This is a genomic window from Brevundimonas sp. GN22 (assembly GCF_054824005.1).
Genome location: NZ_JSYD01000009.1, coordinates 17,139 through 30,203, shown reverse-complemented (window position 1 = coordinate 30,203; position 13,065 = coordinate 17,139). Strand labels below are relative to the sequence as shown.

Genomic DNA, 13,065 nt, shown 5'->3' with positions numbered 1-13,065 from the left:
CGTGATCAGAACATATTCAAGGCCAGCTTGGCCTCGTCACTCATACGCGATTGATCCCACGGCGGATCAAACGTGAGGTTGGCACGCGCAGAGCGCACACCTTCCACATTCAGGACAGCCGCCTCGACCCATGCAGGCATTTCACCGGCGACAGGGCAACCCGGTGCGGTCAGCGTCATGTCGATGACCACATCCTTATCGTCAGAAACGTCGACCTTGTAGATCAGGCCCAGTTCATAGATGTCGACCGGAATTTCGGGATCGTAGACGGTCTTCAATGCCGCGATCAGGTCGTCGGTCAGCTTGTCCAGCTCGGCCTGCGACAGAGCGCTTTGCTGCGGCTCGTTCCAGCTCTCGGCAAAGGCCGGGCTGTCGGTAATCGCATTGTCGGTTTTAGCGTCCATGATCGTCACACAAAGAAGTTCCGCGCCTTGATCAGCGCATCGGCGAAGGCATCAACCTCCTCCACCGTATTATATAGGGCGAACGAGGCGCGCGTGCTCGACGTCACGCCCAATCTTTTGGCTAGAGGTTCCGCACAGTGCAGGCCCGCGCGGACCGCCACGCCATAGCGGTCCATAATCTGGGCGATGTCGTGGGCGTGTGCACCTTCGACGGTAAAGGTCAGCAAAGCGCCCTTCCCTTCGGCGGTGCCCAGAATACGCAGCCAATTCAGACCGCCCAGACGTTCGACTGCACGGTCATACAGCGCCTGTTCGTGCGCGATGACAGCCTGCGGATCGAACGACATCAGCCATTCCAGCGCCGTGCCAAGGCCTACAGCCTCGATGATCGGCGGGGTCCCCGCTTCGAAACGATGCGGCGGCTTGGCATAGGTGATGCGCTCCTGCTCGACCGTCTCGATCATCTCGCCACCGCCTTGATACGGCGGCAGTGCCTCCAGAGCCTCGCTCGTGCCGTACAGCGCGCCAATGCCGGTCGGGCCATACAGCTTGTGGCCGGTGATAACGTAGAAGTCGCAGCCGATGGCTTGAACGTCCGGTGCAGCATGAACCGCACCCTGACACCCGTCGATGACGACCTTGGCACCCGCCGCGTGGGCCAGTCGGGTAATCTCGGCGACAGGATTGATGGTGCCCAACACATTCGACATGTGCGTCACGGCGACAACTCGGGTGCGCTCGTTCAGCAGGCCTTTGAAGGCCTCCATGTCCAGCGACCCATCGTCTTTGATCGGTGCGAAGCGCAGAACAGCACCTTTGCGCTCGCGCAGCAGGTGCCACGGGACAATGTTGGAGTGGTGCTCCATCTCGGTGACGATGATCTCGTCACCTTCCTTGATGGACAGGCCCAGACCGTTGGCGACCAGATTGAACGCTTCGGTGCCGCCCTTGGTCCAGACGATGTTTTCCGGCGACGGCGCGTTCAGGAAACGCGCCACCGTGGCACGTGCCGCCTCAAAGGCTTCGGTCGCCTCGTTCGACAGGGTGTGAAGCCCGCGGTGCACATTGGCATAGCCGTTGGACATCACGTCGACGAAGCGGTCGATCACCACCTGCGGCTTCTGGGCCGAGGCAGCGTTATCCAGATAGACCAGCGGACGGCCGTTCACCTGACGCGACAGGATCGGAAACTGTTCGCGTACGGCATAAGGGTCAAAAGTTTTCACAGACGATCCGTCAGCCATTGGTCAACCCGTTCGCGGATGTCTTCACGCTCGATGCGGTCCACGACTTCGCCAAGGAAGGCGGTCGTCAGCAGCGCACGGGCTTCGTCTTCGGTGATGCCGCGCGACTGCATGTAGAACAGGGCGGATTCATCCAGCGTACCGACCGTATTGCCGTGTGCGCACTGAACGTCATCGGCATAGATGATCAGTTCCGGCTTGGCGTCGATTTCGGCGCGTTCACCGGCGATCAGGGCGTGATGGCCCATGCGGGCATCGGTGCCATCGGCACCGCGCTCGACGATGATCTTGCCCTGGAACACACCGCGCGAGGTATCGCGGGCCACGCCCTTGGACAGTTGGCTGGTGGTCCCGTTTGCGGCCAGATGGTCGACCACGGTCGTCAGGTCCACGTGACGCGAACCGTTCAGGACATAGACGCCGTCCAGACGGGCATCTGCGCCATCGGCATAGTGGGCCAATCGGGTCTCAATCCGTTGAAGCTTGGCACCGGTCGAGACAACCGTCTGGGCAAGCTTGCCGCCCGCAGCCAAAGTGATTTCTGCATCAACGATCGAGACAGCGTCGGCCACGTCATCGGCGACAACAATCCGCGTCAAAAAGCCACCAGCCTCGACCACATAGGTGAGGCGAACGTGAGAGGCATAGGCCGAGCCTGCACCTTCATAGCTTTCAACGACCGTCAGCGAGCTACCGGCCGGTACACGCACGTCATAGCGGGCACTGTGGGCTGTTCCCGTGGCGTCGGACACCAAGCGCAGAGCCAGAGTTTGCTTACCCGCAGCCGTGAAAGATGCCTCGTCCGACTGGCCATTGGCGAACACAACAACGGTGTCAGCAATGTCGTTGAAGGCACCGGCGGTGCCCACATTGGCCGTAGGCGAAACTTGGGGCGCGTCGCGAAGAACGCGCGCCAAGTCGCTGTATTTCCAAGCCTCGACCCGACGTGAAGGATAGGTCGTCGGATCCAGCAGGTTCAGTTGGGCCGATGCGCTCACGCAGCGGTCGGAAGGTATTTGTCATAACCTTCCGCCTCGAGTTGCAGAGCCAGTTCCGGTCCACCCGAAGCGACGATACGGCCGCCGGCCAGAACATGCACGCGGTCCGGTTTGATGTAATCCAGCAGGCGCTGATAGTGGGTGATGACCAGCATGGAACGGTCCGCACGGCGAAGCGCGTTCACGCCTTCGGACACAATGCGCAGAGCGTCGATGTCGAGGCCGGAGTCCGTTTCGTCGAGGATCAGCAGCGATGGCTCAAGAACCGCCATTTGAAGGATCTCCATGCGCTTCTTCTCACCACCCGAGAAGCCGACGTTCAGCGGGCGCTTGAGCATGTCGAAGTCCATCTTCAGGGACTTCGATGCTTCCTTCACCAGCTTCATGAACTGCGGAGCCGTCACCTCTTCTTCGCCACGCTGGCGGCGCTGGGCGTTAAGAGCCGTACGCACAAACGTCAGGGCCGGAACGCCCGGGATTTCGACCGGATACTGGAACGACAGGAACACACCTGCAGCTGCACGCTCGGCCGGATCCAGTTCCAGAACGTCAACGCCGTTCCAGCTTACCGAACCGTTGGTCACTTCATAATCAGGACGACCTGCGATCACATTACCGAGGGTCGACTTACCCGCACCGTTCGGGCCCATGATGGCGTGGACTTCACCCGCCGGCACTTCCAGCGACAGGCCTTTCAGGATGGCCTTATCTTCGACCGATGCGTGAAGGTTATAAATCTTAAGCATTATTTTTGTTACCTTAGCCCACCGAGCCTTCAAGGCTGATGGCTACGAGTTTCTGCGCCTCTACGGCGAATTCCATCGGCAGTTCCTGCAGCACGTCGCGCACGAAACCGTTGACCAGCAGGGCCACTGCCTCTTCTTCCGAAAGGCCGCGCTGCTGGGCGTAGAACAGTTGGTCTTCAGACAGGCGGGTCGTCGTCGCCTCGTGCTCCATCTGGGCCGAGCCATTCTTGGCCTCGATGTACGGAATGGTGTGCGATCCGCACTCCTTACCGATCAGCAGGCTGTCGCACTGGGTGAAGTTGCGAACGCCCGACGCTTTGGGGTGTACCGAAACCAGACCGCGATAGGTCGAGTCCGACTTACCCGCCGAAACCGCCTTGGCGATGATGCGCGACTTCGAATTCTTGCCCAGGTGGATCATCTTGGTGCCGGTGTCGGCCTGCTGATGACCATTGGTGATGGCGATCGAATAGAACTCGCCCGAGCTATCCTCGCCCTTGAGGATGCAGGACGGGTATTTCCACGTCACAGCCGATCCGGTCTCCACCTGCGTCCACGACACCTTGGAGCGGTCACCACGGCAATCCGCGCGCTTGGTCACGAAGTTGTAGATGCCGCCCTTGCCCTCGGAATCGCCGGGGTACCAGTTCTGGACGGTCGAGTATTTCACCTCGGCGTCGTCCAGAGCGACGATCTCGACCACAGCGGCATGAAGCTGGTTCTCGTCACGCATCGGTGCTGTGCAGCCCTCGAGGTACGAAACGTAGGAGCCCTTGTCGCAGATGATCAGGGTGCGCTCGAACTGGCCGGTCTGGCTGGCGTTGATGCGGAAATAGGTAGACAGCTCCATCGGGCAGCGAACGCCCGGCGGAACATAGACGAACGAGCCATCCGAAAAGACGGCGCTGTTCAGGGCAGCGAAATAGTTGTCCGAGACCGGAACGACCGAGCCCAGATATTGACGCACCAGATCAGGATATTCACGCAACGCCTCGGAAATAGGCATGAAAATCACGCCTGCCTTGGCCAGTTCTTCCTTGAAGGTGGTCACGACCGAGACGCTGTCGAACACAGCATCCACGGCCACCCGCGGCGCGCCCTGCACGCCCGCCAGAACTTCTTGCTCTTTCAGCGGGATGCCCAGTTTGGCGTAGATTTCCAGCAGTTCGGGATCGACCTCGTCCAGCGACTTCGGCCCGTCCTTCTTCTTCGGCGCAGCGTAATAATACAGGTCCTGATACTCGACCGGCGCATACTTCACCGCAGCCCAAGTCGGCTCTTCCATAGCCAACCAGCGCTCATAGGCCGCCAAACGCCATTCCAGCATCCATTCCGGCTCACCCTTCTTCTCGGAGATGAAGCGGACGATGTCGGGGCTCAGGCCCTTAGGCGCGAACTCCTGCTCAACTTCGGAGGTGAAGCCGTATTTATACCGCTCCAACTCGGCGACGGTATCGATAGTGTCTTTAACAGCGGCCATAAGTTACGCGACTTTCTTCACACCGGATGGGTGACGCGACTGGTGTTTTTCCCAAGCTGCGATCCAGGCATCGGCGAAGCGAACCCAATCGCTTTCGACCGTGCCCCAACCACCCGAAATCCTCACGCCGCCCGTCGCCAGGTGATCCAGCCCCATCGCCAACATGGTCTTGGAGGGTTTCACCTTGCCCGACGAGCAAGCCGATCCGGCAGAGATCATCACCCCGGCCAGATCCAAACTGATCAATTGCTGCGGGCTGTCCCAGCCCTCTACAGCCATAAACAATGTGTTCGGCAGGCGCGGTGCGCCATAACCGACGATGGTCGCACCAGCGGCCTTTACACGTGCTTCGGCGGCATCACGCCAGGCGGAATGATCGATACCTTCGCCCATTTCGCGCTGAACGCAGATCGCTGCGGCCCCAAATCCAGCAATCCCCGGAACATTCTCGGTACCTGCACGAAGGCCGCGCTCTTGACCCGCACCATGGACGATGCGGATGGCGTTCTTGCCCTCTGCCACAACCAATGCACCGACCCCTTGGGGGCCTCCGATCTTGTGCGCGGACAAGGTGACGGTATCGGCACCCAGTTTACGGATATCGACTTCGATCTTGCCCAACGTCTGGATCGCATCGACATGCATCCAGCCGCCCTGCGCGTGAACCAGTTCTGCAGCCCGCTCGACTGGCTGGATCACGCCGCTTTCGTTGTTTGCGTGGTGCAGGGCCACGAAGGTGCGCACACCATCGCTCAATGCGTTCTCAAGCCAGTCCAGATCAGCGACGCCCAGCCCATCGACCGGCATCACTTCGACGGGAACGCCAGCGTGAGGGGCAGCCTCAGCAACGCAAGGATGTTCGGTCGCACTGACGATCACGCGCTCGCAACCGGCAGCCACCGCACTGGCGATTGCCTGCGCGTTGGATTCCGTACCGCCGGAGGAAAAGATAATCGAGGTTGGATCGGCTCCAACAAGCTCGGCCACCGCAGCACGGGCAGTTTCGACACGCGCACGCGCCTTTCGGCCCAAGGCGTGGACCGCCGAAGGGTTACCGCCCGGCGACATTGCGTCGATGACAGCGTCACGCACCTCGGGTCGCACCAGACCCGAAGCGTTGTAATCCAGATAAATACTCATGCTGCGGCGTTCACCTGCGCGTTGCGACGCTCGCGAAGACGGTTCTTCACAACGTCGTCCAGCGAGACACTGGCCAGATATCGATGGATTTCAGCGCCCAGATCTTCCCAGAGGTTATGGGTGATACAACGCTCGCCTGCCATCATACAGCCACCGGCTTTGACATGGCTCTCGCAACGCGTCGCACGGATAGGCTCGTCAACGGCGAGGACAATATCGGCAACCCATGTCTCCGACGTTGCTCTCGCCAGACGATAGCCGCCCCCCGGGCCGCGCACACTCGTCACCAGATCGGCTTTGCGCAGGCGCGCAAACAACTGTTCGAGATAAGAGAGCGATATTTCCTGACGCGCGGCGATTTCGGCAAGCGACACAGCCCTGTCCGCGCCATTGCGCGCCAGATCGGCCATCGCCATCACCGCATAACGACCCTTTGTTGAAAGGCGCATCGAAATCCTCAAAAAATGCACGCTTTTCAGGGTTGTTGTGGTAGAACCCGCGCCCTTACAGGCGAATGCGCGACACTGTGGGGCTTTAGAAAGTCCTACTGCGTTAGTCAAGTATTCTGCCGCGATGAAATACATGTTGAACGACAGGGACTCTGCGATCCATGCCTGAAGTCATTCTTCCCGGTGCAGCCGGCCGTATCGAAGGCCGTTATTCGCCGGGCAAGCGCCCCAATGCACCGATCGCGCTGATCCTGCACCCCCACCCGAAAGCGGGTGGCCACATGAACAATCCGGTCGCTGTGACCCTGCACAAGCTGTTCGTAGAGCGTGGCTTTGCCACCCTGCGCTACAACTCGCGCGGCGTCGGTAAGTCTCAGGGCGAGTTCGATAGCGGCATCGGCGAACTGGCAGACGCAGCGACCGCTCTGGACTGGCTGCAAGCCAATAACCCTGCTGCGACCCAGACGTGGGTGGCTGGTTATCAGTTTGGTGCCTACATCGGCATGCAACTGCTGATGCGCCGTCCCGAAACCGATGGTTTCATCTCGGTGTCGCCGCCGTCGAACATTTACGACTTCAGCTTCCTGGCACCTTGCCCAGCTTCGGGCCTGTTCCTGCACGGCACGGCTGACACGGTCGTCCCGCCGGTGGAAGTCGAGCGCGTGGTCAACAAGCTGCGCACCCAAAAGGGCATCATCATCGATTACGAACTGGAAGAAGGCGCTTCGCACTTCTGGCAGGACCACATGGGGGCCGTCGAGCGCCGCGTCGGTGCCTATCTGGACAAGCGTCTGGAAGAAAAGCCGGCTTGAGGGCTTGTGCGGTGGCATAGCCACCGCGCCCCTATGCTCGACCCGCGGGGTCTCGCGGCTTGAGGGGCAAGTCTAAAGATAAAAGGGCGCGCTTCCGGTTGGAGGCGCGCCTTTTCCATCAGCAGGGCATGGCTTGGAATCCAGCGACATACTCGGCGTATGTATCAGGGAAGCCCATCGCTCGGCGACGCTCGTCAACATTGTCTGGATCCTCTAGATACAGCGCAACCCAACGGCCATTCTCGCAAGCGACCTGAGAGCCATATCGCTGTGGCCGTTGCTCGGACAAGGCCAGACGGTCGTACATCAACGCATAGGCCGGGCCAGCAACCTCGCCCTGCGCGACCAAAGGCTCGAGCACCGGCACAAAACGCCGCCAAGTCTCAACATCGGAGTGCTGGACGACATAAAAGGCCGTCGTAGCAACCTCGTCGCCATAGCGACTACGCAGATACCAGCCCTCGGGCGGCAAATGATCCAACACGATCTGGAGGTTCTTGCGGTCCTGATCCTCCATTATCGGCCTAAGAGCGGCGCGAGCTTCCGCTTTGTCTTCTACCGACATGCTACTGCGCATGATGCCACTGATGGCCGTGCGCGGAGCCTGATCCAGCACATAGACGCTGGCAAAGCGCGTTTTCAGGTCTGCATCCGGCGGCAGGCTTTCCAGCTTCGCGCGCTCCTGATCCATCTTCTGGACCAGTGGTACGATGAACTGGTCGGACGGTGACTGTTCTGCACAGCCTCCCAGACAAAGCAGACCTACAGCAAACAGCCAAACCATCGCACCCGCTCCTTAATGCTCGGCGTCGCGCTCCACCACTGCCACCGGACGGTGAGCACGGACACACCAGATAACACTGATCACCATCAAGATCATCGCTACGATCTCAATCGCCGTCGGTCCGCGCTGTTCCAGAATGAAGCCGTAAAGGAAGGCAAAGAGCGTTTCGAAAACGATCATCTGACCGAGCATGGTCAAGGGCAACAGGCGGCTGGCGCGGTTCCAGAGAGCGTTGCCAACGACCGATGCCAGAATCGCGATGCCGACGCTGACGGCGAGGAAGCGGGTCCACACTTCGCTGTTCATCGCGCCCATGGTCAGAGATGCAGGAATGATCAGCAGTAGGGCGAGCGCCCCTGTCATGACACCGATCAGCAGCGACCAGTCATGCGAGCTGACATGGCTGAGGCGCACCATCCAGCGGCTGTTTCCCACGGCATAGGCCGTCCACACCACCAGTGCGATCAGGGCGCACGCCAGCCCTATCAGCACTGTCGTCAGACTGCTGTCGGCGGCCAAATGGCCGCGCGTCAGGCTCTCCCAGCCGATGAGCCCGATAGCTACGGCGGCAACGGCGATGGGCGGGCCAACATGGCTGACAGGCGGAGAGTCCTTGTCGCGCAGCCCCCACAGCGCCACGACGACAGGCACAGCCCCGACGATCAACGCCGAGGCGGCGACCCCTGCGAAATGCACGGAAACCACGAGGAACAGGTAATAAACTACATTGCCTGCGAGGCTCAGCCAGACCAGAGCCCACCACGTCTTGGCGTCCAACAGCGCCACCAATCGCTTCCAGCGCGGCGCGATCAACATAGCGGCAATCAGGCCATATGAGATGTAGCGCCCCGCCGCCAACAGCCACGGCGATGCTTCCGGAACGAGCTTGGGCGCGAGGAAGACCAGCCCCCACATGGCGCCCGCGCCCAAACCGCTGAGGACGCCCCACAAACGCGCACTGGATACTGTCACTTACTCGTCTCCGGGAAGAACGGTTTGGCCGCCCGTCAAAGGTTGTGTGACGCCTGTCGTGCCGGGGAAGCTGATAGGCAAACCAAGGTGGCTGCGCGCGGCCAGATAGGCGAAGGCTTCGGCCTCGATGCTGTCACCGCGCCAGCCCTTATCTTCAGCCGTTGTTACGGGCATCGACAGACGCGAGCGGATGGCATCCATCAGCGCAGGATTTCGACGTCCGCCACCGCATACGATGACTTCCTTGGGCGCTTCGCTGCAACGACCGACGCCCAGCGCCACGGCCTGAGCCGCAAACGCCGTTAGGGTCGCGGCGGCGTCCTCGATTGCCAGATGCTCGACGGCATCCAGCGAGAAGTCGAAGCGGTCGAGAGACTTCGGCCCCGTCGTCTTGAAGTACGGGTGCGAGAGGTAATCGGCCAGCACTGCCTCATCGACCGTACCGGCCCGTGCCAGTGCGCCGTTCTCGTCCATGCGCTTGCCTGTGCGCGACTGAACCAGAAGATCGACCATTCCGTTCGCGGGCCCCGTATCGAACGCTTCAAGCTCACCGTCAGCGCGAACAAGAGTGATGTTCCCTACGCCCCCAAGGTTCAACACGGCCACCGGTCCCGAAAGGCCCGAATAACGCACCAGAGCCGCGTGATAGACTGGGGCCAAAGGTGCGCCCTGCCCGCCCGCGGCGACATCTGCGGTGCGGAAATCGAAGACAACGGGTCGGCCCAAACCGTCGGCCACCGCCTGAGCGTCGATCAACTGGACCGTGCGACCAACCTGCTCTTCGGTCGGTGCCTCGTGCAACACGGTCTGTCCGTGCACACCCACCAGATCGAGCGAAGACGTCTTCACCCCGTTCATCGCCATAAACGACAGCGACGCGGCCAGATGTGCGTCGGCCACCGCAGCGCGCGCGTCGTCAAAGCTCTCCGGCTCTTCCTCGTCGCGCTCCCAGTCGAAAGCGTCTTCGATGGCGTATTCGAGGGCCTCGCGCGTGTCGGGGTCCAGCTTCATCTCGCCTGCTGGACCGAACCCGATAATGTCGTGCCCGTCCGTCTCCAGAACCGCCATATCCACGGCATCCAGAGAAGTGCCCGTCATGAAACCGAGCACGCGAAGGGTCTTGTTAGAAGCTTGAACCGTCATGCGGCTTGACTGCCACGTCACGTTGACCGTAGCTAGATGCATGATCGCACGTGACGTTCTTTTCGTGACCTATTATTACGGCCTCGCCTAAGCGAGCGGCCGCGATCATTGCCGCCCATTCCTAGGCGGCTCTCTTCTCCGGAAAAATAGCCGCCGTCCTGACTGTAACGGATCTGCTATGACCGAGACCGCCTTTAAGTCCGACTTCCTGAAGACCCTTCAGGAGCGTGGCTATATTCACCAGATTACCCACCCGACCGAACTGGACGAGGCTGCGGCAAACGGTGTGGTCACCGGTTATATCGGGTTTGACGCGACGGCCCCGTCGCTGCACGTCGGTTCGCTGATCCAGATCATGATGCTGCGCCGCCTCCAACAGGCTGGCCACAAGCCGATCGTCCTGATGGGCGGCGGTACCACTCGCGTTGGCGACCCCACCGGTAAAGACACCTCGCGCCCGCAACTGACCGACGAAACCATTCAGGCGAATATCGACGGCATCCAGAAGGTCTTCGCCAAATTCCTGAAGTTCGGTGACGGCCCGACCGACGCGGTCATGTTGAACAACGACGAGTGGCTTTCGAAGTTCGGCTACGTCCAGTTCCTGCGCGACTTCGGCACCCACTTCACCATCAACCGCATGCTGGCTTACGACTCGGTCAAGCTGCGCCTCGAGCGTGAACAGCCGATGACCTTCCTCGAGTTCAACTACATGCTGATGCAGTCGGTAGATTTCCTGGAACTGAACCGTTCGCACAATGTCACCCTGCAAATGGGCGGCTCGGACCAGTGGGGCAACATCACCTCGGGCGTGGACCTCGTGCGTCGCGTTGACCAGAAGTCGTCCTTCGGCCTGACCACGCCGCTGCTGACGACCGCGTCGGGCGGCAAGATGGGCAAGACCGCTGGCGGCGCGATCTGGTTGAACGAAGAGCAGCTCAGCTCCTACGACTACTGGCAGTTCTGGCGTAACGTTGAAGACGCCGACGTCGGTCGCTTCATGCGCCTGTTTACCGACCTGTCTCTGGAAGAGATCGCCGCGTTCGAGGCCATGGAAGGCGCTCAAATCAACGAAGCCAAGAAGGCCCTCGCCGACGCCACCACCACCATGATGCACGGTGAAGAAGCGGCCAAGGCTGCCCGCGCTGCTGCTGAAGCCGCATTCGAGAAAGGTCAGTTGTCCGCTGACCTTCCGACGGTCGAACTGCCGCGTGACGAAGTGTTCGGTGCCATGATCGCTGCCGTTCTGACCAAGTCTGGCCTCAGCCAGTCGAACGGCGAAGCGCGCCGTCTGGCCCAAGGCGGCGGTCTGCGTCTGAACGATGTGGCCGTCACTGATGGCGCACAACTGGTGACCGAAGCGGACATGAATGCCGATGGCGTCATCAAGCTGGCCGCCGGCAAGAAGAAGATCGTGCTGGTCAAGCCGGTCTGATCAAACCGAATGAGGCCCGCGCGGGTCGTAGTATTTCCCGAGTTAAAGCAGATGACTGAATTAAACACCGGCAATCCGGCACCCGCGCTGGTTCTTGCGACGGATGGCGAAGGCCAGTTCGACCTCGGGGCCCACAAGGGTCGCAAGGTCGTGGTGTATTTCTATCCCAAGGCCGACACGCCCGGCTGCACAACTGAGGGTCAGGACTTCTCTGCCCTCGCCGATCAGTTCGAGGCAGCCAACACCGTGATCATCGGCATCTCGCGCGATCCCGTGAAAAAGCTCGATAAGTTTAAAGCCAAGCATGACCTCAAGATCATCCTTGGCTCGGACGAGGACGGCGTCGTGACCGAGGCGTGGGGCGTTTGGATCCTCAAAAAGCTTTATGGCCGCGAATACATGGGCATAGAGCGCGCCACCTTCCTGATCGACAGCCAAGGCGCGATCGCCGGGGTCTGGCACAATGTGAAGGTCAAAGGCCACGCTTCAGCTGTGCTGGAGGCTGCGCAGGCCCTTTAAAAGAGCGGCCGATTGGAAAAACACGCATTTCTCCATTTGATCGAACATCGATTTACCGTTGATATACCCACGCTGTAACAAGGTTCGGTGAGTCGGTACATCAAAAGCGCGACCTTGCGCCCCCCCGGAGGTTTGTATGTTTAATAAGGGTAAGCCCTATGTTCCGCCCCCTACCCGCGCGATGGGTACAGCAAGCGGTCATGACGACCTTCATGATCTGGACGACGCAGAACTCGAACTAGACACTGAAGTCCTCAGCGATATCGAACCCGCTACACCATCTACGGCCTATAGCCACGCCGCCGAGGAACGAATGGGCAGTCACGAAGACCAGGCCGCGGAAGAGTCCGTGATTCACGTGGCCCCTACCTCTTCCGCCCAAGTGAGCGAAGATCCTGGTCCTGCCCCCGCCCCTGCTACTGCTCCGCAGGGCCTTTCCGACACCGTCGGGCAGGGTGGCGGCGCTCGCTCCTCCGGTGGCTGGGGCAGCGGACGCACAGGCGGTGCTGGCGGATCCGGTGGGTCCGGCGGCGGTTTTGGATCTAACCCTTCACGTCCTAGTAGAGAGGCGGCTTCGGTGCTCGGTAACGGAATGACCTTTGAGGGCGACATCTCTGGTGTCGGCGAACTCGTAATCGAAGGCACTGTGAAGGGCGACGTGCGCGTTTCCCAGGTGCTGATCAACGAGAAAGGCGCAGTCGAGGGCACCGTTCACGCTGACGTTCTGGATGTGCGTGGTCGTGTCAGCGGTGCAATCGTTGCCAAACAGGTTCACCTGCACGCCTCGTCCCATGTCGAAGGCGACATAACGCAAGAACAGCTGGTGATCGAACGCGGTGCATGGTTCTCGGGTCGCTCGACCCAAGCCAAACGTGGCGAAGAAGTACCTGCAGCCCAAGACTAAGCGGTCTGCATAAGCAACAAAAAAGGGGATGGCGT

14 protein-coding genes are annotated in these 13,065 nt (G+C 60.6%); 4 read left to right on the top strand and 10 right to left on the bottom strand.

Features of this window, described 5'->3' with window-relative positions; translation table 11 throughout:
* Nucleotides 1-5: 5 nt before the first annotated feature.
* Genes OB03_RS01515 through OB03_RS01485 form a run of 7 tightly spaced genes read right to left on the bottom strand, consistent with a single transcriptional unit; the run spans nucleotide 6 to nucleotide 6,461 of the window.
* Nucleotides 6-404 (bottom strand): SUF system Fe-S cluster assembly protein, encoded by a 399-nt coding sequence (locus OB03_RS01515; RefSeq protein ID WP_242913527.1) that lies wholly within the window; start codon nucleotides 402-404, stop codon nucleotides 6-8.
* Between the two features lie 5 nt (nucleotides 405-409).
* Entirely contained in the window at nucleotides 410-1,648 is a 1,239-nt protein-coding gene (locus tag OB03_RS01510; protein ID WP_242913528.1) for an aminotransferase class V-fold PLP-dependent enzyme, read from the bottom strand.
* A complete protein-coding gene (gene sufD / locus OB03_RS01505) occupies nucleotides 1,627-2,646 on the bottom strand; it encodes a Fe-S cluster assembly protein SufD (RefSeq protein WP_461343004.1) in 1,020 nt (339 codons plus the stop codon). The genes OB03_RS01510 and sufD overlap by 22 nt, the downstream gene beginning before the upstream one ends.
* The gene (gene sufC / locus OB03_RS01500) at nucleotides 2,643-3,392 is read right to left on the bottom strand and encodes a Fe-S cluster assembly ATPase SufC (protein ID WP_242913530.1); all 750 of its coding nucleotides are present in this window, start codon (nucleotides 3,390-3,392) and stop codon (nucleotides 2,643-2,645) included. The genes sufD and sufC overlap by 4 nt, the downstream gene beginning before the upstream one ends.
* 13 nt (nucleotides 3,393-3,405) lie before the next feature.
* Nucleotides 3,406-4,872: a Fe-S cluster assembly protein SufB gene (gene sufB, locus OB03_RS01495; protein WP_461343003.1), complete on the bottom strand. Its 1,467-nt coding sequence runs from the start codon at nucleotides 4,870-4,872 to the stop codon at nucleotides 3,406-3,408.
* A 3-nt stretch (nucleotides 4,873-4,875) separates the two neighbouring features.
* Nucleotides 4,876-6,012 carry a cysteine desulfurase family protein gene (locus tag OB03_RS01490; protein ID WP_461343002.1) on the bottom strand — a complete coding sequence of 379 codons (1,137 nt, stop codon included), beginning with the start codon at nucleotides 6,010-6,012 and terminating at the stop codon, nucleotides 4,876-4,878.
* Nucleotides 6,009-6,461, bottom strand: a complete 453-nt coding sequence (locus OB03_RS01485) for an Rrf2 family transcriptional regulator (RefSeq protein ID WP_242913533.1) — start codon at nucleotides 6,459-6,461, stop codon at nucleotides 6,009-6,011. Before OB03_RS01485 ends, OB03_RS01490 begins: the two co-directional genes overlap by 4 nt.
* A gap of 161 nt (nucleotides 6,462-6,622) precedes the next feature.
* Between OB03_RS01485 and OB03_RS01480 the strand changes: the two genes are divergently transcribed.
* Nucleotides 6,623-7,273: an alpha/beta hydrolase gene (locus OB03_RS01480; protein WP_461343001.1), complete on the top strand. Its 651-nt coding sequence runs from the start codon at nucleotides 6,623-6,625 to the stop codon at nucleotides 7,271-7,273.
* 118 nt (nucleotides 7,274-7,391) lie between these two features.
* On the opposite strand, the gene OB03_RS01475 is transcribed toward OB03_RS01480, so the two are convergent.
* Genes OB03_RS01475 through OB03_RS01465 form a run of 3 tightly spaced genes read right to left on the bottom strand, consistent with a single transcriptional unit; the run spans nucleotide 7,392 to nucleotide 10,172 of the window.
* The gene (locus OB03_RS01475; RefSeq protein ID WP_461343000.1) at nucleotides 7,392-8,057 is read right to left on the bottom strand and encodes a DUF6624 domain-containing protein; all 666 of its coding nucleotides are present in this window, start codon (nucleotides 8,055-8,057) and stop codon (nucleotides 7,392-7,394) included.
* Between the two features lie 12 nt (nucleotides 8,058-8,069).
* On the bottom strand, nucleotides 8,070-9,029 hold the full coding sequence (locus tag OB03_RS01470) for a DMT family transporter (protein WP_461342999.1): 960 nt from the start codon (nucleotides 9,027-9,029) through the stop codon (nucleotides 8,070-8,072).
* Entirely contained in the window at nucleotides 9,030-10,172 is a 1,143-nt protein-coding gene (locus tag OB03_RS01465) for an anhydro-N-acetylmuramic acid kinase (protein WP_461342998.1), read from the bottom strand.
* A gap of 178 nt (nucleotides 10,173-10,350) precedes the next feature.
* On the opposite strand from OB03_RS01465, the gene tyrS reads away from it, so the two are divergent.
* The 3 genes from tyrS (at nucleotide 10,351) to OB03_RS01450 (ending at nucleotide 13,030) form a co-directional block, all read left to right on the top strand.
* Entirely contained in the window at nucleotides 10,351-11,607 is a 1,257-nt protein-coding gene (gene tyrS, locus OB03_RS01460; RefSeq protein WP_461342997.1) for a tyrosine--tRNA ligase, read from the top strand.
* Nucleotides 11,608-11,658: 51 nt separating this feature from the next.
* Entirely contained in the window at nucleotides 11,659-12,126 is a 468-nt protein-coding gene (gene bcp / locus OB03_RS01455) for a thioredoxin-dependent thiol peroxidase (RefSeq protein ID WP_461342996.1), read from the top strand.
* A 136-nt stretch (nucleotides 12,127-12,262) separates the two neighbouring features.
* Nucleotides 12,263-13,030, top strand: coding sequence for a bactofilin family protein (locus OB03_RS01450; protein WP_461342995.1), 768 nt, complete (start codon nucleotides 12,263-12,265; stop codon nucleotides 13,028-13,030).
* Nucleotides 13,031-13,065: the final 35 nt, after the last annotated feature.

Bases quoted from the DNA above. Each gene is read 5' to 3' on its own strand.
- OB03_RS01480 (WP_461343001.1), top strand. From the start codon at position 6,623: ATGCCTGAAGTCATTCTTCCCGGTGCAGCCGGCCGTATCGAAGGCCGT.
- OB03_RS01490 (WP_461343002.1), bottom strand. From the start codon at position 6,012: ATGAGTATTTATCTGGATTACAACGCTTCGGGTCTGGTGCGACCCGAG.
- sufB (WP_461343003.1), bottom strand. From the start codon at position 4,872: ATGGCCGCTGTTAAAGACACTATCGATACCGTCGCCGAGTTGGAGCGG.
- bcp (WP_461342996.1), top strand. From the start codon at position 11,659: ATGACTGAATTAAACACCGGCAATCCGGCACCCGCGCTGGTTCTTGCG.
- sufC (WP_242913530.1), bottom strand. From the start codon at position 3,392: ATGCTTAAGATTTATAACCTTCACGCATCGGTCGAAGATAAGGCCATC.
- OB03_RS01475 (WP_461343000.1), bottom strand. From the start codon at position 8,057: ATGGTTTGGCTGTTTGCTGTAGGTCTGCTTTGTCTGGGAGGCTGTGCA.
- OB03_RS01450 (WP_461342995.1), top strand. From the start codon at position 12,263: ATGTTTAATAAGGGTAAGCCCTATGTTCCGCCCCCTACCCGCGCGATG.
- OB03_RS01465 (WP_461342998.1), bottom strand. From the start codon at position 10,172: ATGACGGTTCAAGCTTCTAACAAGACCCTTCGCGTGCTCGGTTTCATG.
- OB03_RS01515 (WP_242913527.1), bottom strand. From the start codon at position 404: ATGGACGCTAAAACCGACAATGCGATTACCGACAGCCCGGCCTTTGCC.
- OB03_RS01485 (WP_242913533.1), bottom strand. From the start codon at position 6,461: ATGCGCCTTTCAACAAAGGGTCGTTATGCGGTGATGGCGATGGCCGAT.
- OB03_RS01510 (WP_242913528.1), bottom strand. From the start codon at position 1,648: ATGGCTGACGGATCGTCTGTGAAAACTTTTGACCCTTATGCCGTACGC.
- tyrS (WP_461342997.1), top strand. From the start codon at position 10,351: ATGACCGAGACCGCCTTTAAGTCCGACTTCCTGAAGACCCTTCAGGAG.